Below are 18,952 nucleotides of genomic sequence, written 5' to 3'. Positions count from 1 at the left end.
GGCGGGACCGTGCCCGCTCCGCCCGGTCGCTTGTCCAAGTTGGCGTTCCATGCCACCTGGTGGATGAGCGCGTGCTGCCAGCGGTGCGAGACCTCGAACCGCTTCTCCGCGTCCGAGTCGGCTGTGACGCCATCCGTACCGATCGGCGTCAGGCGGCCGAAGCCCAGCTCCCGCCACAGCGGCGCCAGCCAGTCGGCGCCCGCACGGCCGGTCGGGTCAGTGGCGGGCAGGCCCGTTTCCCGGTCCTCGGGGAGGTGCTTGCGCAGCTCGCGCCAGAGCGGCTTCAGGTACTCCCAGCTGCGCTCGGCCTCGTCCCGTACCGAACGCGACGACGGCAGGCCGTAGTCGGCCGGCTTCGAACCCGGGACGTCCTTGCCCTCAGAGATGCGCAGCAGCATGTCGGCCGGCAGCAGACCTCCTACCGTGTGGACGGCGGTGAACACCTGGTTGCGGGTCGTGGCGGACATCAGGCGGACGCTCCAGAGACAGCAGCAGGGGCAAGGGAGGAGGCGGAGGGGTTGGCGGGCAGGTACAGGTACGCGCCCAGGACATCGGCCGGCTTCTGGGCCGTCACCGACAGGCCTCGGACGATCTCGCCGGAGGCCTGCCGCACCCGGCGGTGCGAGGAGTCCAGCTCGGCGGCCAGTTCCTCGCCGTACGTCTCCAGGTAGTCGTTCCCTTCCGGGAGTTGGTCGAGGATGCGCTTCATCATGCGCTCGCCGAAGTGCGGGTCGGTGTTCTCGGACGCCGTCGCGTCCAGCAACGCCGCCGCACGCTCCTGCGGCAGCCATACCGCGTTCTTCGGGGAGCCCTCGAAGGCCAGCAGCCTCGCGTCCTCCGCGACCAGTTGCTTCTCGCCGCTGCGCGACGGCAGGGTCAGGTGGAAGCGGTAGCGGACCAGCAGCAGGGTCGTCCGCGTCGTCACCACGTCCGTCGTCACCACACCGCAGCGGCGTGCCGGGCGGGCGCCGTCCGCCAGGGTGTCCAGCGCCGCGTTCAGGACGTGCGACGCGAGCGCGCCCACCACCGGGTCCGTGCGCACCAGCGCCGCCTCGCCCCGCGCGACCGCCGGGTCCGTCCGGAACGGGATCGGGCGGTCCTGCTCGATCACCTCCGCGCCCACGGCCGTCGCCAGCGCGTCCCGCAGGCCCGCCGGCGTACCGCCCACCTGGGCCGTGAAGTCCTCCGACGGGTCGGCTCCCCGCAGCACCGCGCCCAGCGAGCCCAGCGCCTCCCGTACGAACGTCTTCACCTCGCCCGTACCGCCCAGTGCATCCCGGATCGCGGCGACCTCCCGGGCCACCTCCTCCGGGTGGATCGAGCGCTGCGCGAACCGCGAACGCGACGCCTTCTCCCGCTCCGCCGCCGAGTTCCAGTCGCTGTCGAGCTGCGCCGTGCTCACCTTGAACGCGTCCGCGCTGAACAGGGCGTCCTCGTTCTCGCGGCCGCGCATCAGCAGCCACTCCACGATCGCGTCCGTCACACCCGTGGACAGCTCATCCGGGACCGACACCGAGATGCCCAGGTCCTTCTTGATCTGGCGGTGCTTCTTGATGAGGACTTCGAGGACCTTGCCGTCGATGCCGTTGTCCTCGCCGTACAGGGTGATGACGCGGACCTCGTCCCGGCGCTGGCCGTAACGGTCGACGCGGCCCTCGCGCTGGTCGTGACGGGTGGGGTTCCAGGCCAGGTCGTAGTGGACCACCGCGTCGAAGTAGTGCTGGAGGTTCACGCCCTCCGACAGGCAGTCGGTGGCGATCAGCACCCGGCGCGCGGCGGCGTCCTCGCCGGCCTCCGTCGCCAGTGCCTCGATGTTGTCGATGCGCTGCTGCGGCGACAGTTCGCCCGTGACCGCCTTGACGACGGTCTTGGCGCCCAGCGGGCCGCGCTTCTTGGTCTCCGGGTCGTTCGCCAGCTGCTCGGCCAGGTACTTGGCCGTGGGGATGTAGCGGCAGAAGACGATCGGGTTGTAGCCCTCGGCGAGCAGGCCCTTGAGGTGCTTGATCAGGGCTTTCAGCTTGAGGTCGTGCGCGGGACCCTCCAGCTCCTCCGCCCGGTCGGCGAGTTCGGCCAGGCGCGAGCGCGATCGTCAGCCTCGATCTCGGCGCCCGGCGCTACGTCCATGCCCTCCATCGAGTCGCTGTCGGCCGCGTCGCTGTTCAGCGGGGCACCGAGCTTGTCGGCCTCCTCCGCCGAGGACGCGACCGCCGCCGCGGACCTCGTGCGCAGTGTCTGCCCCGCCGCCCGCGGGGACGACACCAGCGAGCGCAGCAGCGCGATCGCCGACCACCACGCTATTCGGGCCTCCCTCCGGCCCCGGCCGTCTGCCTCCTCCACCCGCTCGCTCGCGTAGGCGATCGCGTCGTCCAGCAGGGCCCGGTACTCCGGGGACAGCTTGTACGTCTCGTCCTTGAAGTAACGGTCCGAGGGGAACGCGGTCCGCTCCGCAAGGGAGTCGTCGGCCAGGCCGTCCTCCTTGGTGAGGTACTGGCGTACGTCCGCGCGCTTGCGGGCCACGAAGTGCGGTGATGGCGGTCACCGGACGGGTGTCGCTGACGATCCGACGTCACCGCTTCCCTGCCACCTCGATGGCGGAGCTGGTGCGGCTGGGCGTGTGCGACGAGCAGCTCGCGGGATTCCTGCGGGCGCTGGTGCGGGCGCGCAAGAACGTCGTGATCGGCGGCGGCACCAACGTCGGCAAGACCACGGTGCTCAGAGCCTTCGCCCACGAGATCCCGCCTGAGGAACGCCTCGTGACGATCGAGGACACCTTCGAACTCGGCCTGGACGCCGACCCGGCGGCGCACCCGAACGTGGTGGCCATGCAGGCACGCGAGCCGAACATCGAAGGACAGGGCGGCATCGACCAGGCGGAGCTGGTGCGGTGGGGGCTGCGCATGTCCCCGGACCGGGTCATCGTTGGGGAGATCCGCGGAGCCGAGGTCATCCCGATGTGCAACGCCATGAGCCAGGGCAACGACGGGTCGCTGTCCACCATCCACGCCTCCACCTCGCGCGGAGTGTTCACCAAACTCGCCTCCTACGCTCCGCAATCCCCGGAACGCCTCACGCTGGAGGCGACGAACCTGATGGTGGCCTCCGCCGTCCACTTCGTCGTCCATCTGGGCTGGGACGCCGCAGGCCGACGCGTCATCGACTCGGTGCGCGAGGTCATCGACGCGGACGGTGCACAGATCGTCTCCAACGAGGTCTACCGGCCGGGCGCGGAGGGGCGCGCCGTGCCCGCCACTCCACCGCGTACCGAGACCCTCAACGACCTTGTCGCGGCCGGGCTGGACGCTAGGGAAGCCGCTTACCAGTGGTGGGGAGCGGCGTGATGAACAGTCTGTTCAGCCCCGCTGCCTCGACGGGCGTCGCGGTCGCGTGCGGGACGGTGTTCGGGCTCGGCCTGGTGGCCATCGGCTACGGCGCTGTGCGGCGGGCGGCGCGAGAGCAGCGGCCCGGCCTGTGGCGTGCACTGGTATCGCGGCTGCCTGCGGACTGGACCACGCGGCGCGTGGTGATCGCGGTGACGACCGGGGCGGTCGCCGGGACGCTGACGACATGGCCGGTAGCGGCGGTACTGACCACCATCGCCGTGCTCACCCTTCCTGGCCTGCTCGGCCCGGACCGGCACGCGACCCGGCGTACGGAGCGGATGGAGGCGCTGGCCACCTGGACGGAGATGCTGCGCGACACCCTCTCCGCCGCGGCAGGTCTGGAGCAGGCGGTGCTGGCGACCACGGACATCGCCCCGGCCGTGCTCGAACCCGAGATGCGGCAGCTGGCAGCCGCCGTCCGCTCCGGGCATCCCCTGCCGACCGCGCTGCGGGCATTCGCGCAGGAGGCCGATGACCCACTGGCCGATGTCGTGGTCGCCGCGCTCGTGATGGCGGCCGAGCAGCAGGGCAGTCACCTCGCGCCGCTGCTGGGGGAGCTGGCCGATTCGGTGCGCGAGCAGGTGGCCATGCGGCAGCGCATCGACGCCGGACGGGCGAGCGTACGTACCGGAGTGCGCGTCACTGTCAGCGTCACTCTGGGCATGGTGCTGGGGCTGGTGGTCTTCAACCGCCCCTACATGGACCCCTTCGACTCGCTGACCGGGCAGGTGGTGCTCGCCGTGGTGGGTGCCCTGTTCGCCGCGAGCTTCACCTACCTGAGCGTTATCGGGCGCATCGAGGAACCCGTGCGGCTCATCAGCCCGACCGCTTCCCGCACCACGGCGGGTACCGAACCGGGAGGCGCACGGTGATCGTCATGCTGCTCGGCGCCCTTTTCGGCGCCGGGGCAACCGCCCTCGTCTACGGCCTGCGCCCACCCCGGCCCGCACTCGCCGATGTCCTCACCGCACTCAACGCCCCTGTTCCACATACGGCTTCACGTACGGGCGAGGCGGGTGATGTGGAGTGGGCCACTCGGCTGGGCAGATGTGCCGTACCGCTGGTGCGGGCGCTGGGCTTCCCCAGCGCCTCGCTGCGCGCGGACCTGGCCGTATGCGACACGGATGAGGAACGGCATCTGGCGGGCAAGGCGGTTTGCGCCGCCGCAGGACTCGTCGGCCCGTGGGCCGCCACGCTCCTGCTGCGTCTGGAGGCCGGTATCGGGGCGGGCTGGTGGGTGCCGCTGGCCGGCTCCCTCGCCTTGGCCGTCGTGCTGTTCTTCACCCCCGACCTGTCGGTACGCCAGCAGGCCGCACGGCGACGCCGCGAGATGCGCCACACCCTCAGCCTCGTCCTGGACCTGACGGTGATCGCCCTCGCCGGCGGCGCCGGAATCCAGCAGGCCCTCGCCCAAGCCGTGGCCGCACCCCAGGGATGGGCGGCGGCGAGACTACGGCACGCCCTGCACATCGCCCAGCTCACCCGCACCAGCCCCTGGTCCCACCTGGGCGATCTGGGACGCCACCTGGACGTGACGGAACTGACGGAGCTGGCCTCCACGCTCAATCTCGCCGGAAGCGAAGGCGCCAAGATCCGCGGCTCGCTCGGAGCGAAGGCGCGGGCGATGCGCCGGCGGAGGATCTCCGAGGCCGACGGCGCCGCCCAGGCGGCCACCGAGCGGATGTCACTACCCGTGGTCGGCCTGTTCGCCGCGTTCCTGCTGCTGATCGGCTACCCGGCCCTCGCCCACGTCATGTCGATCACCTGAAGCGCCCACCCTTACGAGTACGAACCCCGTAGAGAGAGCACCACCATGTTCCCACTCGACATCCTGGCCCGCCTGGTACGCGCGCACCTGACCGAACTCCGCCGACAGGCCCGCTCGGACGCGGGCTACACCACCGAGACCATCGTCGTCACCGCCCTGCTGGCGATCCTGGGCCTCACCGTGGTGGGCATCATCGTCGCCAAGGTCACCGCCAAGGCGAACAGCATCGACCTGGGCGGCTAAACGGTGACCACATTCCGTCGCAGACTGCGCGGCGACCACGGGGCGGCGAGTACCCAGCTGGTGCTCGTCGTCCCGGCCCTGCTGCTGATCGCGCTGCTCGCGGTGCAGTTCGCGCTGGTCTGGCACGCACGGCACATCGCCCAGTACGCCGCCCAGCGGGCCCTGGCCGCCGCGCGCACCGAGAACGGCACCGCGGCGGCCGGCCGGGCTCAGGCGCGACGCAGCCTCGCAGCACTGGGCAGCCGCGTTCTGACCGCGCCGTCCGTGACCGCTGAGCGCACCGTCACCCACACAACCGTGCGCGTGCAGGGAACGGTGATCCGCGTACTCCCCGTCCCGGGGCTCGTGCTGCACGCCGCAGGCACCGCCTCCGGTCCCACGGAACGGATCACCACACCCACCGGAGGCCAGCCTTGACCGGGGCGGTACGCCGCACACGCGACGACGCAGAGCGGGGTTCGGCGGCGGTGGAGCTGGTGCTCGTCACGCCGCTGCTCGTCCTCGTGTTCCTGGTCGTGGTGGCTTTCGGCCTGCTCGCCGATGTCCGCCTGGTCGTGGCGGACGCCGCCCACCAAGCAGCCCGCGCCGCCTCCCTTGCCCGCACCGACAAGGACGCCCACACCCAGGCCGAACGTGCCGCTGACGCGGCAGTGCGCGAGGCGGGAGCCTCCTGCACGCGCCCGAGCGTCCGCCTCGCCACCGGCGGACTTACACCGGGCGCCACCGTGACGGCACGCGTCTCCTGCACCGCCGATCTGGGCCACCTCACCCACACCGGGCCGCCTGGCCACGTGACGCTGGCCGACACAGCCTTCTCCGTCGTCGACACCTTCAGGAGCACCCCGTGAAACGACGACTGCGAGAACATCTGACTCAGGTCCGTGTTCGGCTGCCGGCCGGGGACGACCGAGGACAGGTCACCGCGTTCGTCGTCTGCGTCTTCGCCGCACTGTGGCTGTTCGCCGGGATCGTGGTCGACGGCGGCCTCGCCCTGGCCGGCAAGGCCCAGGCCCTGGATGTGGCGCAGGAAGCCGCCCGCACCGGCGCCCAGCAACTGGACATCGGCCGTCTTCGGCACGGCGAAGAGGTCCGGCTTGTACGCGACAAGGCCGCAGCGGCGGCCCGTGCATACGTCGCCTCCACCGGAGACAGCGCCACCGCCACCGTCCAGGGCGAAGCCGTCACCGTCCATGTCACCCACCACCAGCGCACCCAGATCCTGCAACTGATCGGCCTGCGCACCCTCACCATGCACGCGACCAGCACCGCGCACGCCGAACGCACCACCCCATAGGACCGTTCACCTCACCATCCACTCGCAGACGAGAGCGAACCGGCGATGACACACCCACCGCAGCTGCCCCAGCGCCTGACAGCTGCCGCCACGGCCACCGGGACCCTGGCCGTCACGCTCACCCTGCTGGCCGGAATGCCCTACGTCCTATGGCGAGCCACCGGTGTGCCCTGGCCGGAACACATCTCCTCACTCGGCGAGGTCGGGCAACGGCTGACGCAGCCGGTCAGCGACCCCTTGATGATCAGCCTGTTGGCCGTCGTGGGCTGGGCGTGCTGGGCCGGCTTCGCCTACACCGTGGTCCGCGAGACCATCTGGTACGTCACCCACCTTCCGCAGCTGCTGCGCGACCGCCACGCACACCATGAACACGTCGCTGCCCTATCGGTGAAGGGCTCGCTGGCCGCGCTGTGCATCGGCACCCTCGTCGTCGCACTAATCGGGCTCTGGCGCCCCGAAACGGCCAGTGCCCAGAAGCCCTTCTCCCCGGGAGACGTACGGCCGCACACCGCCGCGACAGCCCCTCTCATCCCTGTCTCGACCCGGCATCGGGCCGCAGACAAACCAGCCTCGGCGCGCGCCACGACGACCAACTCCACTACGACACACTCCACACTGCCCGGACAGGCGCGAGAGGCTGAGGCCGTCCGGCACATTGAGTACACGGTCGTCGAAGGCGACACCCTGTGGAATATCGCGCGCATGCACCTGGGCGATCCTCTCAAGTGGCCGCGCATCTATGCGCTGAACAAGGACCGCGTCCAAGGCGACGGAGCCCGGCTCACCGACCCGGACCTGATCCTGCCCGGGTGGCAACTGACGATCCCCGCCAGCGGGGCCGCCACGCCGCCGCCGGCATCTGTTCCCGCCCCGACAGGTCCGGCACCGGCTACCACACCCCCGAAGCCCTCCGAGCCCGCACCGGCGCAAGCGCCGCCGACCCTCGACCACCGCAAGGACACTGGCCGACAGGAGGCTGGCCAACACACTCCCGCACAGTCCGATCGGCACGACGAGGCCACGACCGCAAAACCCTCCGCCCCACAAGGTCCCGCTGCCATCACTTTTGGGGAGGCGAGCCTGATCGGCATCACCGCGGCGGCCGGCCTGCTGGCCGCACGCCGCTATTGGTACTGGCACCAACACCGCCGGCGGGGGCCCGGCCAGGAGACGGACGTACCTGCTCTGAGCCCGCTGGTGGACAAGGCCGCACAGGCCGCCCACGCGGCAACCCGGCCCCGCCAGCCAGCCGATGCCCACCTCCTGGCCCCCCGCCGCACCCCTCCCCAGCAGCCCCTTACCCCGGGCACGGTCACCATCGGCGTACGGGAAGACGCCGAGGTCCCCCTCGACGAGTTGGCCGTGACTGGAGGTTGCGCCTGGACCGGTCCCGGCGCCGAGGGCGCCGCCCGCGCCCTGCTGGTCGGCGTGCTCACCGCCGCTGAACGCCGCCGCCCCGGGCCACCACGCGTCACGGCGGTCGTCCCCCAGGACTTGGCAGACACTTTGCTGCCAGGACTGCCCGCTGAGTTCAGCGCCCTGACCCAGAGCGCCGACCTCGCAGACGCCATCCGATACGCAGAACAGCACCTGATCGCCCACGCCCGCGCACACGACGAGCAGGACACCGCGCCCGCGGCAACCTTGCAGGCGAGCCCACACTCCGCTCCGGAGACCGAGCCGGGCCCCCTGCTCCTGCTCGCCACGCCTGACGCGGCCCACACGGGACAGCTGCAGGCGCTGGCCTCGCGCAGCAGACCAGGAACCCTGATCGTCCTCAGCCTGGGCACCATGCTGCCCGGCTCCAGCTCATGGCACATCGCCGACGACGGCACCGTCACCAGTGAAGGTCACGGTCAAGTACCCGGGACACTCAGGCTGTTCCACCTCACGCCCGAGGCCGGACGAGACGTGACCGAGGTCCTCCTCACCGCCCACGGCCAGCGCCCCCGCCTGCGCGTTCTCCCGACCCAAGCCCCGCGCCCCGATTCCGAACATGAAACCCCCACCCCGCCTCCGGCGGACGACGAGCCCCCGCACCCGGATGCGGTCGAGCCCACGCACCCGCATTCGGTCGAGATCCTGCACCCGGATGCGGTTGAGCCCACGCGACCGGCACAGACCAAGCCCGTACGCCTTCACGTCCTCGGCCCCATCACCCTCTACGCCCGTGGCCACCAAGACCCCGTCGGCACCAACCTGCGGGCGGAAGTCCACGAATTCCTCGCCCTCCTCGCCGCCCACCCCACGGGCCTGCTCGCCTCCGACATCGCTGACAAACTCCACCTCGCCCCCGGCAGCGACCAGAACGCACTCAAAAACCTGCGCCGCGCCGTAAGACGCGCCCTGCGCGCCGCTACCGGCATCACGGCGCAGGAGTTCATCCTGCTGCAAGGGGAACTCCACAAACTCAATCCAGAACTCGTGGAAACTGACCTGGCGGAGTTCAGTCGCAGCCTCAAAGAGGCATTTTCCGCATCCGATACGGAAGAAGCACGGAGCGATGCCCTCTCCGCCGTACGCGACGCCCTGTCCCATTACCGAGGCCCCTTCGCCCACGGCAGTGACTACCTGTGGGCGGACACGGTCCGCGAACACCTCACTATGAAGGCCACCGACGCCGCCCTCCGCCTGGCCCGCCAAGCCGAACGCGCCGGCGCCACGCCGCGTGAGCTCGATGTAGTCCTTGCACTACTGGAACACCTGGGCACCGTCCACCCCGACCACGAACGCCTCGCTCAGCACACCATCCGCCTCTACCAAGCCGCCGGACGCCACGACGCCGCCCGGCACACCTACATCCGCCTCACGCGTCACCTCGCCGAGCTTGGCATCGAACCAGAACCGGCCACTCAAGCCCTCATCGCACCCCGTATCCGGAGCCGGCAGATGAGGTAAAGACGCAGCTCACCCGCCAGTGGCGTTGGCCCCGACACGGACTTTTCTAGCGGGCTCACGGTTGTCCGGTATCGGCGCTTGGGCACCAGACGACAATCGCCGGACAACGGGCAACGCGGTGGCACGACGGAGCCCTGCACGCCGGCGCAGGTCACCGCCGTGCAGGGCTCCGTGATGCGTATTTCCGCTATCAGCCATCTGTCTTGCCCCTCGGACACAACGACAACGATTGACGATACGGTGACGAGGGCCTCGACCTTACGGTCGCGGTCCTCGTTGCGTGTTCGTAGCTGATAGTGATGCCCAGGGCCTCGTAGAACGGACCTTTCTTCTCGACGGCGGCAGAACGCGGCATCGGTCAGCAGGTCTTCACGATCGCCTGGCGCTGTTGCCTCTACACGTGGCCAGTCCACGATCAGTACCTCTATCGCCACCCCCATCACACCAAGATACGGCGTGGACGCGGATCTACGACGGCCAAACGACCGTACCGTCACGCACAACCAGTGGCTCGGGCCGGCGCTCTTCGTGAAACCGGATCCATCCCAGGCCAACGCTGCCGTCGGAGTCTCGGTGCCGTTCGCTGGCCCTGGCCGCGAGCCAGCTGAGGAGTTCACCAGTGCGCTCGAAATCGTCCGGATGGATCTCCTGCCGGCTGGTCAACGCCCAAGCGTCAGGCCCTGCGTCCTGTCGGCGCAGCAGCACCGAGATAAGCGCACCCCCGACCTTGTAGCCTTCGCCGTGTTGGCCCAGAAGGGGCTCAGGGTGATCCTCGATGACGAACTCTCCCTGTTGGTCCTCTACCACGACTGGAAATTCCGTCACGATGCGAAGTGTCTCCGGCTGGGGCCCCGTTCCGAGATGCCATCGCAGCTCGGCGAGATCCTCCACCGACAACTCGTCGCGCAGGTCCAACGCCAGCGCGAGCTCAAATATGTCAGCCACAGTCACTCAGGCTACTGAATCTGAGTGCGCGACGTCGGGCAAGCCGCCCGCCGTCGGGGCTGGTGGCAGTGAGGCATCTGTCGACCAGGTGCGGGCAGCAGTGAAGCTGCCTGAGCCTGTGCTTGAAGCGGTGCATCGGCAAGTGGCGCCCGTTCAGCCGTATGCTGCGGCAGACCAAGCCGATCAGGTGGGGAATTCGCCGACCCACCTACGCTCCAAGAGGTACTTGGGAAGGTACTTGGACTCGGTTTCGACCGGGATGTCCGCATCAAACGCCATACAGGCGATGGCTAGCGGTCCCAGAGCCACGAGCCCCGCCCCGCTCTTGGCTCGCGTCTGGTCGGCAGTCCAGTACTCGCGGTGCCAGGTGAGCGCATCTGCCAGGGCCTTGTTGAACGGTTCGGGCTCTTGCCGCTGGTAGCGGTGAAAGACTTCCAGCGGTGGGTAGAGGATCTTCAGCATGAGTTCGGCACTGGCGATGTGGGGTGCTGCAGGGTCCGTGCCGTTGATGGCGGCGGCGAGGGTGTCCCAGGTCTCGCGGCGGCCGAACCAGGCGTTCTGCAGGGTCTCCACCCACGCATAGATGTACTCATCGAATTCCACCCCGGATGCTCGAAGAAATGAGATGGGCACGCGGGCCAGTTGTTCGAGGCGCTCGTTTTCGCGGCAGATAACGGCCAGGTAGTATGAAGTGAGCCAATTACCCGCGTGTAGGTATTCCTGAGGGCCGGTCGCCGGGAGGTTCTTGATCTCGCCGTCTCGCCCAATACGGCACGGCACCGGGCCTTCCGGGGCAGCGCCCGAGATGAACAGGCCCGAACCGACCTGCATGGCTCTGACCCACACCTCCCATGTCGCAAATTCCCCTACCGCAGGATCCGTCAGGCAGGACCACTTGGCCAGGGTCAAGGCGTAATCCAGAGCATCGAAACGGTCGAACTCCGATGTTTCGAGCTCAGATAGTGCCTCTTCAGCGCCCCGGATAATCGGCTCCATGGCCTTGTCCACGTTGTCCACGGGGAAATCGTGACGGGGAATGCGGATGACCACGTGCCCTCCTCTCTGTCAGGGGATCTGCATCTCCTGGATCAGCAACCTGATCAGGGTGTCCAGGTCGTTACTTGAGCCGGCGGAGCTCTCCCCAGGCTGCGACAGGGTCGTCAACCCCATGTCGGACTTCATCTGTCCGTCAGCTCATCCTGCGACTTCTCCGCGGACCGGGCCCGGACCCTGGACACATCCCGTCCCGCGTCGTGGAACGGCAGCACCGCCGTTTCCCGGTAGACCTCCACGCACATGCAGTCCGGACCGCTGGCTGTGTGCCTGACCGCGTTGCCCACGGGCTCCGAGGCGACCAGAACGGCGTCGTCGACCCGCTCTGACGAGGCACGTCCCTCGAGGACCTCGCCTACATGTCTGCGTGCGAGGCCCGAAGGCTCGGTACAGTGGCTGCAATCGGTCGACCTGAACCGTCTATAGGAGGGCGAGTGACGGTGATGCGTCCTGTGCATCCAGGGGTCAGACCGGATGCCAGCCCAAGTCCAGGCCCGTCGAGTCCATGAGGACCTTGTTGAGCGCTTCGGCCTCTGCTCGGTCCTCGAAAAGGACGCGGGAAAGGTGATCGGAGGCGACGGGGCCAGTGCCGTGCAGGACGTCGTCGTACGCCGACGCCACGGCAGCGCCCAACAGCAGGTCCGTGGCCTGGTCCAGGTTCACGTGCTCCGCCGGCCACCGGTAGTCGCCCTGGCTGACCTGGAAGACAGGGAACAGCCACCACATGTCCTGGCCGGGCTCTATGAACCGGAGCGCCCTGTCCTTCAGGAAGTTGACCCCGTAGTGGGAGATCGCGCACACGTCGTCCTCGCGGAGATCGAGCAGACGTGAGGCGCACATGAAGGAAACGGCAGGAGTCCGTTCGGCCAGGTGCATCGGTGTGGTGGCGGCTTCCCGCAGCTCCGAGAGACCGGACAGGATCGGCGAGCAAGTTGATTGCCCCGTGCGGCTCAAGGGAAACGCTGAGCATGGTGATGGCCACCAAGTCGTTGGTGTCGAAGCGGTCGGCGACGTGCTCGCCGTCACCGCCCCCACCCAGGCGCTCGAAGTGCGCGCCGGAGTGGAAGAGGCCGCCGCTTGTGCGCCGACGGTTGAAGTACTCCACCAGCAGACCTACGGCGTTCTCATCGTCCCAGTAGATCTCCGGGATGTTCAGTGCGGTCACCGCGAAGCCCCCCGGTGCCCTGCCAGTGGTGATCGGTGTGGTGCACGGTACACCGGTGGAGGCCAACCGTGGCTCACAGCTACAACCCTGCGCAGAGGAATTGGATTGTTGCGCCGTGGGCGCAGCGAATTCAGGATGGCCGAGCAGCCGCCCTGCTTTTGCGCTCGAGGTGCTCGTTGATGTGTCGCAGGCGTTGCCAGGCGGCGGGGTCGGTGCCGTCGCCGAGGGGGTAGTGCAGGGCGGGGTGAGTGGCCGGGCCGAGTTGGGTGGGGGCGTTGTCCGGCAGGGCGTTGTGGGCATGGCTGGTGCCGAGTTCGGCCACTGTGTCGGGGCCGAGGGTGAGGGAGATCGGGATCGGCGGTGGTTCGTAGTGGGCCGGTGTGGTCAGGTCCGCGCGCGCTGCACGCAGTTCGCTGATCATTGTGGCGAGGTTGTGCTTGGCCGCGAGGGACTCGGCGAGCTGGGGCAGCAGTTCGATCGGTGCTCGCTCGTCGGCGGCGTAGCCGAGAGCCAGGGTGATGTGCTCCTCTACGCCGTCTCGCGTGTGAGCGATGCGAAAGGCGGCGATCGCGGGGCGGTCGGCGGTGCCTACGGCGACGGCCCAGGTGGGCTGGGACTGGCGGGCGCGGTTGCGGGCCAGGTCGGTCAGTTGCCATGGCAGCCAAGGGACGTTGATGGGCTCGGCAGTGGCCCATCCGGCCGGCGGCGATCCGGTGAGGGTCTGCCAGGCGTCCTCCAGAGCGCCACCGAGTATCACGTGCTCGTGGGCGGGGCGGATGGTGCGGATGGACAGCAGCAACTGCCGGTCACCGCCCTTGCCGAGCGGGGGTTGGAAGGCGTCTGCGATCCAGGGGCCGTTGGCGGCAGCCGGGGTGAAACGTCCGTCGTGCCAGCGCAGTACGGCTCCGGAGAGGCCGTCGTAGTAGCCGTTTTCGGGGTGGCGTACGACCCAGCGTGCGGGTATGCGCTCCAGCACGGTGCGGGTGGGCAGGCTCAGCCGGGTATGGGGAGAGGTGACGATGTACAGCTCGCGTCGGCTCTGTGCGGCCGTTCGCACTGCCTCGGTCAGCCATGTCGTGGCGGCAACGACCGGGCGGTCGTAGATGACGACGACGCTCTTGTCAGTCTGCACATCCACATCGGCCAGTACGTCCACGTCAGCGGGCTGGACTGTCACCTCACCCGTGGCCGGGACGGTCACGACGTCGGTATGGGCGGCTTCCGGCGGCCATGTTGTGCCGCCGAGCAGCGTTGTCAGCCGCCCCGCCACGGAGCCGGCGAGCCGCCTGGCTTCCGCGATGCCGGTGGTAGCCCGCACCTCGGTCCACCACACCGGTCCCTCTGTCTGAGTACCGGGTCCCAGCAGCCGCTCTGTCTCGCCCGGCACTTGCAGGTAGCGCGGGGCCTCCACGGAGACCAGGAGCTTTCCGTCGTCTGTGCGCAACTGGGCGACGGATCCTCCGCCTGCCTGGTTCACGCGCAAGTCGGGCCCGCCGGCGTGCAGTGCGGCCAGCAGCGTCTTGATGTCCGGCATCTGCGGGGTGAGGGCGATGACGTCCTGGGGCATGTGTTGCTTTCTGTCAGAGGGGACGGCGCCCGGCGCTCAGTACCGGCCCGAGAGTTCTTCGAGGGCGTCCAGGGACGGGGCTTCTTGAGGGGCGTCCACGGTGACCAAGCCGATCTCGGGGCGCGGCGGGCGCTGCGCCACCCACGAGAGCGCGGCGAGCGCACTGAGCCCTTGGCCATGGGCGGCCCGCAGGCGTAGGTGCCATTCGGCGCCCGCTTCGAATGCCGACTCGCCAGCAGCTGTTTGCGTGTGTGGCCAGGACGTTTCGGACCGCTTCGGCCGTTTCCGTTACTCGAATGAGGCGGATACCTTCAGCGCTCGGCGTGACTTCCCAAGTCCAGTCACGAGTTAGAGATGATCACACCATGCCCTTGGGAAGAGCTCCTTCGAGCTGCTCCGCGCGGGCTTCTGTGTCGTCGAGAGGTAATTATTGAAGTTTGGTCGAGAATTGGCAGGCCCTCACTGCCGTGCTGGGGTTCGCGCCCTGCTCATTCGTCATCATCAGCCTGGGGAACGAGGTTCAAGGTGAGCTCTGCGCTGGCCAGTATCCGGACGATTTCGATGGGTCGGTGAGCGAATTCTTTGGCTACGACATCGATAGGGTCGACCCGACGGGTCTGTCCGTCGAGTCCAGTTGCCTCGATGACATAGCGGAATCCAACCGGCCCAGTGGGATCATCCGCGACCATCCAGCGCGCACCGTACTTATGGATGAGGAAGTCGGCGACGTAGGACGCCAAGTCCAAGTGCAGAGTCACCCAGTCGGACTCCTCGAATTCGCTCAGAGGAGCGCGGGACACATAGTCGTCCAAGGCCGGGATGAGCCCTGTTGGGTCACTTGCGTAAATTTCGGGGGGCACTCCGAGCATATCCGCAATGTCGATGGCGTTCCGATGCCTCTCCTCGCTCCAGCCCTGGAGGTCGGGTTCATCTGCGTTTACCACGCTATGTTCCTTTCGCGGCTTTCACGGTTACTTGGGGGCTGGTCCGAACTCGATGAAGATGATGTGGGCATGTATGAGGTAGTTTCTCAGCGCTTGCGACGGAGGTGCATGCAGGAAGACCCAGCGTGGATCGAACCTTGGGTTCAGCCGTCTTAGCGTGAGATCCTTGTTGATTTGCTCAATGATACCTTCGTTGAGCGGGACTTCACCCCTCACCCGACGCGTGCCGCCACCCTTGAGTTTGATCGTCCTCCATTCCAGGTAATGCTTTACCTCCACAGCCAGAGTACGGTCGCCAGGCATGTCCACTGGGACATCGACATTTCGGCCTCCTGGCGCCTTTACAGGGTAGTAGGGGTGGTCATGAGTGGGCACGCGATAGTGTCGCTCAGGTGCGCCGCCCGCAATCTTGCGGACGTAGTCCTCTGCCCCCTTGTACCTTTCCCGGCTGTGACGCATGCGCCGCATCTCGTGCAGAGTTCTGTCAGCCGTACCCGGTGGGAGCGCGCGGCGTGTGTAATCCGGTTCTGCGCCAGAGACGTTGTGATGGTGTGGATCGGACGAGTGGCTGCCCGGGTCAGCGGGTGAATCATGTCCAGTGTGCTCATCGCCAGCGTCATGGTGGGCGGAGCCGTCGTCGGATGCCGATCCGTGAGGGCCAGGCCCCGTTCCTCCGGAACCATGACCTCCTGCTCCGCTACCCGCTCCACGCCGGCTGACCGGTTCTGCACCGGCACCTCTGGTGGAAGAGCCTTCGGACGATGCAGCGTGACCACTGGCGTATCCGCCTGCCTGCCCCGGTGTCCGCTCACTTGTGCGTGCGGAGCCGGCGGTGTGTTCTGCCCGGGCACCGGCTCCGACCAACTCGTGTGATCGGTTGGAGTGGGCGGACGTATCCGCTGCGCCGCGTGACGAATCTGACGTCGCGTGGCTCAGTGGCGCTTCGCCGCCACGGTCAGCGGCGGCAGGCTCGTGCAGGGCCTCGGCAAGGTTGGGCGTGCCGTCGGCGTTGATCGGAATGAGCCGGCCGTTCTTGTCGACCCTGTAGCGGTTGCTGAGGTCGTCCAGGGCGCCGTCGGGGAACCTCGTCTTCGGCAGTCGCAGGTGTTCGCTGACGTTGGTCAGTACCTCGGAGACCTTCGGCAGGTCGGACAGGGCCCTCGCCGCCCTCGCGGCGCCGGAGATCGGATCCAGGGCACCTCCGACCTTCGCCACCGTGCTGGCGGCTTCCACGAATCTGCCTGTCTTGCCCAGTGCGCCAAGCTTGCCCAGCTCGCCCAGCCTCGCGAGCGCCCCACCGGCGCCCCCCACCATGGTGAAGATGTTGAAGCTGGCGACGGCGTGGGCACGGGCGGGGTCCTTGTGCCACTCGTCGTAGGCGACGAACTGCTTGCCGAACTCCTTGGCGTACGCCTTGCTGTCCCGCTGCCAGTCCGAGAGGTGGTCGCCCAGACCGACCTCGTCCATGCCGTAGGCGTAGGCACCGACGATGGTGCGTTTGAGGCCGTCCCAGGTCTGGTGCTGTGCGTCGGAGCCGTTGACGCCCAGGAGGTTGTCCTCGAAGGTGCCCAGGCCGACAAAGCCGCCCCAGAGGCTGTCTTTGACGATGCCGTCCCACGCCCAGCTCTTGATACCGTGGCCCCACCAGTCCAGGCTCCAGCGGTCGTAGGTGCGGGCAACGGGAGTGCCCCACGGCAGGTCGGGCATGGACTCGAGCTTTACGACGCTGATGCCGTACGTGCTGCCCTCGTCGCCGACGGGGCGGCACATCGCCGGGCTGATGGCGCCGATCTTGACCGCCGCGTTGTGCTCCGCCTTCTGAAAGCCCACGACGGCTTCCGCCACGCCGTGCATGAGGGCTTGGTGCTCGTCGACCTTGTGCTGGTCCTTGGTCCAGCCGTCGTCGCCTTCGACGCTGTCGACGAAGGCGATCGCCTTCTCCTTCAGATGCTTCAAGCGGTCCGCATTCGGCTTCGCTTCGGCGACGAAGGTGTCCAGGGCGTTGGCGAGGGACTCGATGTGGCCGGCGAACTCGTCCGCCGTGTCCATCACCGGCTGGGTGGAGGACAGGAGCTGGTCCGCCTCCGGCGCCTTGTAGAACGCGCCCGTCGCCTGGAAGCGTGAGTGGACGTCCTGGCCGGCGTGACGGATGCCGATCGCGTATTTGCGCAGCTCGGTGACTGCTTTGGACAACGTGCCGAAGTCGCCGGTGTACTGGGGTATCCCACCCGGCTCGATCATGTCCACTACGCCCCGCCCCCGTGGTGCTTGGTCTGCTCGCCCACGGCCCGAAGCTCGGCCGGGGTGGGCACCTTGGCAGCGTCACGCTGGGCCTGGGCGGCCATCGCCAGATCACCGTCGATGTACTCGCCGGTGGCCTTGAGCGTCCCGTCCATCGTCTTCTTGATACGGGCCGCCATGAACTTGATCGAGCTCTCGGTGTCGGACACGAAGTTCGCGACCGCGGCACCCACCGGCCCCACCGGCGGGCCACCGCAGTACGGGCCGCTGATCGTGCCCGCGGACTCCGCGGCGTCCTGGACACTCGTTCCGTAGCCCTTGATGTCCTTGCTCAAGTCGTCGGCCGCAAGACCCACCAACGACAGAATGGACTCCACCCCGCTGGGACTGATGTCCCACCCCGTCACGTCAACCCCCGTGTTCTACTGCAGATACGTTCCCTCAGCGCTGCTCAGCATCGCACGCGCCACTGACAACAGGACATTCATCCCTATCAGATCGGTTGTTGCAGCATCCACACGCTTCAAGCCAAAGGCGCCTCGAACCGATCAGCGACCGTTCTGGGATCGGTAGCCGGTGACCTCTTCGGCGTGACGGATTCAACGCGAGGGCGAGGATTGCCGCATACGCCATCCAACTAGGTCAGGCCATATGTCCAGACAAGAGGCCAGCCCGGGATCCCGAGGTCGGAGCCGCCGGTGCGCAAGGCGGCGAGCAGCGTCGCGGGGGCGGGCGTCTTCTCGGTGAGCACGATGATGTCCTTGATCATGCTGGCGCCAGAGTGGGCTCGGGCTCGGGTGAGAGGGCGGTCTGGATGAGCTGGTGGCGGTGGCCGCGGCGGACCAGGGCCCGTCCGAACCTGTCATCGCGCCGAAACCGCCGGCTGCGGTGTTCCAGTGACCTGTCCGGGCGCTGGCGCGGAGGGTGCGGTCGGCGGAGGCACAGAAGTCCCGTAAGGACTCTTCCCGATCAGCCGATGCGTGTTGAAAGACCACCCCACACACCCCGCACAGACCATCGCGACGATCACCACACCCGCGAACAAAAGCGGTTCGTCATCGATGCCGACACCCGGCTCGTCGTGGCCGTCAGCCGGCCGCTGCCGGGCACCGCAACGTCTACCGGGTAGCACCATTGGCCGACAGCCCTCCGAGGAACTCGTGACGGTCTTCGGCAACAGCTTGTTCGCCTGCTTCGTCTAGGGTCTGTCCAGCCAATGGCTCTGGCTCACATCCGGTGGTAACACATCGTGCCAATGGTTACTGACGGCAAAGTGCGCAGGTTGGAAGGGCATTCGGAGGTTGTCAGGCTGAATCCTCGTCCCCGTATGCAGCGACAATGAGCCTTTTCCAACCTGCTGCTGCAGCCTGGTAGTTGGGCTGACAACATGGTGAAGCCCCTGGTAGATGGGTTTTCGACCAAGAGAACCGTGTCCACCAGAGGCTTCACGTGCT

The 18,952-nt window shown here is 68.0% G+C and carries 15 protein-coding genes and 3 pseudogenes; 8 read left to right on the top strand and 10 right to left on the bottom strand.

The window, feature by feature from the left end; translation table 11 throughout:
• Positions 1-466: 466 nt before the first annotated feature.
• Positions 467-2,523 (bottom strand): annotated as a pseudogene (locus ACWC2T_RS31075) (C-terminal helicase domain-containing protein); the annotation flags it as partial.
• On the opposite strand from ACWC2T_RS31075, the pseudogene ACWC2T_RS31070 reads away from it, so the two are divergent.
• From ACWC2T_RS31070 to ACWC2T_RS31035, 8 genes and pseudogenes are all read left to right on the top strand, one after another.
• Positions 2,523-3,338, top strand: a pseudogene (locus ACWC2T_RS31070) (CpaF family protein); the annotation flags it as partial. The pseudogenes ACWC2T_RS31075 and ACWC2T_RS31070 overlap by 1 nt on opposite strands.
• Positions 3,338-4,252 (top strand): type II secretion system F family protein, encoded by a 915-nt coding sequence (locus ACWC2T_RS31065; protein ID WP_450673665.1) that lies wholly within the window; start codon positions 3,338-3,340, stop codon positions 4,250-4,252. The pseudogene ACWC2T_RS31070 and the gene ACWC2T_RS31065, both read left to right, overlap by 1 nt.
• The gene (locus ACWC2T_RS31060; RefSeq protein WP_450673664.1) at positions 4,249-5,148 is read left to right on the top strand and encodes a type II secretion system F family protein; all 900 of its coding nucleotides are present in this window, start codon (positions 4,249-4,251) and stop codon (positions 5,146-5,148) included. Before ACWC2T_RS31065 ends, ACWC2T_RS31060 begins: the two co-directional genes overlap by 4 nt.
• A 45-nt stretch (positions 5,149-5,193) precedes the next feature.
• The gene (locus ACWC2T_RS31055; RefSeq protein ID WP_450673663.1) at positions 5,194-5,391 is read left to right on the top strand and encodes a hypothetical protein; all 198 of its coding nucleotides are present in this window, start codon (positions 5,194-5,196) and stop codon (positions 5,389-5,391) included.
• A gap of 3 nt (positions 5,392-5,394) precedes the next feature.
• Entirely contained in the window at positions 5,395-5,808 is a 414-nt protein-coding gene (locus ACWC2T_RS31050) for a TadE/TadG family type IV pilus assembly protein (RefSeq protein WP_450673662.1), read from the top strand.
• A gap of 50 nt (positions 5,809-5,858) precedes the next feature.
• A complete protein-coding gene (locus tag ACWC2T_RS31045; protein WP_450673713.1) occupies positions 5,859-6,239 on the top strand; it encodes a TadE/TadG family type IV pilus assembly protein in 381 nt (126 codons plus the stop codon).
• On the top strand, positions 6,236-6,685 hold the full coding sequence (locus ACWC2T_RS31040) for a Tad domain-containing protein (RefSeq protein ID WP_450673661.1): 450 nt from the start codon (positions 6,236-6,238) through the stop codon (positions 6,683-6,685). The genes ACWC2T_RS31045 and ACWC2T_RS31040 overlap by 4 nt, the downstream gene beginning before the upstream one ends.
• A gap of 45 nt (positions 6,686-6,730) precedes the next feature.
• Positions 6,731-9,583 (top strand): BTAD domain-containing putative transcriptional regulator, encoded by a 2,853-nt coding sequence (locus tag ACWC2T_RS31035; RefSeq protein ID WP_450673660.1) that lies wholly within the window; start codon positions 6,731-6,733, stop codon positions 9,581-9,583.
• A 468-nt stretch (positions 9,584-10,051) separates the two neighbouring features.
• On the opposite strand, the gene ACWC2T_RS31030 is transcribed toward ACWC2T_RS31035, so the two are convergent.
• From ACWC2T_RS31030 to ACWC2T_RS30990, 9 genes and pseudogenes are all read right to left on the bottom strand, one after another.
• On the bottom strand, positions 10,052-10,528 hold the full coding sequence (locus ACWC2T_RS31030; RefSeq protein ID WP_450673659.1) for a hypothetical protein: 477 nt from the start codon (positions 10,526-10,528) through the stop codon (positions 10,052-10,054).
• A 183-nt stretch (positions 10,529-10,711) separates the two neighbouring features.
• On the bottom strand, positions 10,712-11,578 hold the full coding sequence (locus tag ACWC2T_RS31025) for an immunity 49 family protein (RefSeq protein WP_450673658.1): 867 nt from the start codon (positions 11,576-11,578) through the stop codon (positions 10,712-10,714).
• A gap of 468 nt (positions 11,579-12,046) precedes the next feature.
• On the bottom strand, positions 12,047-12,421 hold the full coding sequence (locus tag ACWC2T_RS31020; RefSeq protein WP_450673717.1) for a hypothetical protein: 375 nt from the start codon (positions 12,419-12,421) through the stop codon (positions 12,047-12,049).
• Between the two features lie 79 nt (positions 12,422-12,500).
• Positions 12,501-12,746, bottom strand: a pseudogene (locus ACWC2T_RS31015) (DUF6308 family protein); the annotation flags it as partial.
• A 130-nt stretch (positions 12,747-12,876) separates the two neighbouring features.
• Positions 12,877-14,313, bottom strand: a complete 1,437-nt coding sequence (locus tag ACWC2T_RS31010) for a DUF6177 family protein (RefSeq protein WP_450673657.1) — start codon at positions 14,311-14,313, stop codon at positions 12,877-12,879.
• Between the two features lie 488 nt (positions 14,314-14,801).
• Complete coding sequence (locus ACWC2T_RS31005; RefSeq protein ID WP_450673656.1) at positions 14,802-15,257, bottom strand: hypothetical protein; 456 nt, start codon at positions 15,255-15,257, stop codon at positions 14,802-14,804.
• 27 nt (positions 15,258-15,284) lie between these two features.
• Entirely contained in the window at positions 15,285-17,504 is a 2,220-nt protein-coding gene (locus ACWC2T_RS31000; protein WP_450673655.1) for a hypothetical protein, read from the bottom strand.
• Positions 17,504-17,905: a DUF6507 family protein gene (locus ACWC2T_RS30995; RefSeq protein ID WP_450673654.1), complete on the bottom strand. Its 402-nt coding sequence runs from the start codon at positions 17,903-17,905 to the stop codon at positions 17,504-17,506. The genes ACWC2T_RS31000 and ACWC2T_RS30995 overlap by 1 nt, the downstream gene beginning before the upstream one ends.
• Before the next feature lie 230 nt (positions 17,906-18,135).
• On the bottom strand, positions 18,136-18,267 hold the full coding sequence (locus tag ACWC2T_RS30990) for a hypothetical protein (RefSeq protein ID WP_450673653.1): 132 nt from the start codon (positions 18,265-18,267) through the stop codon (positions 18,136-18,138).
• Between the last annotated feature and the right edge of the window lie 685 nt (positions 18,268-18,952).

The sequence above is a fragment of the Streptomyces sp. NPDC001393 genome (genome assembly GCF_053597455.1).
The sequence above is the reverse complement of the archived record's forward strand: the minus strand, read 5'-3'. Positions and strand labels throughout refer to the sequence as shown.

What these genes read in the sequence shown, in the direction of transcription:
- ACWC2T_RS31035 (WP_450673660.1), top strand. Translation starts at nt 6,731, where the DNA reads ATGACACACCCACCGCAGCTGCCCCAGCGCCTGACAGCTGCCGCCACG.
- ACWC2T_RS31055 (WP_450673663.1), top strand. Translation starts at nt 5,194, where the DNA reads ATGTTCCCACTCGACATCCTGGCCCGCCTGGTACGCGCGCACCTGACC.
- ACWC2T_RS31010 (WP_450673657.1), bottom strand. Translation starts at nt 14,313, where the DNA reads ATGCCCCAGGACGTCATCGCCCTCACCCCGCAGATGCCGGACATCAAG.
- ACWC2T_RS31065 (WP_450673665.1), top strand. Translation starts at nt 3,338, where the DNA reads ATGAACAGTCTGTTCAGCCCCGCTGCCTCGACGGGCGTCGCGGTCGCG.
- ACWC2T_RS31020 (WP_450673717.1), bottom strand. Translation starts at nt 12,421, where the DNA reads ATGTGCGCCTCACGTCTGCTCGATCTCCGCGAGGACGACGTGTGCGCG.
- ACWC2T_RS30990 (WP_450673653.1), bottom strand. Translation starts at nt 18,267, where the DNA reads ATGATCAAGGACATCATCGTGCTCACCGAGAAGACGCCCGCCCCCGCG.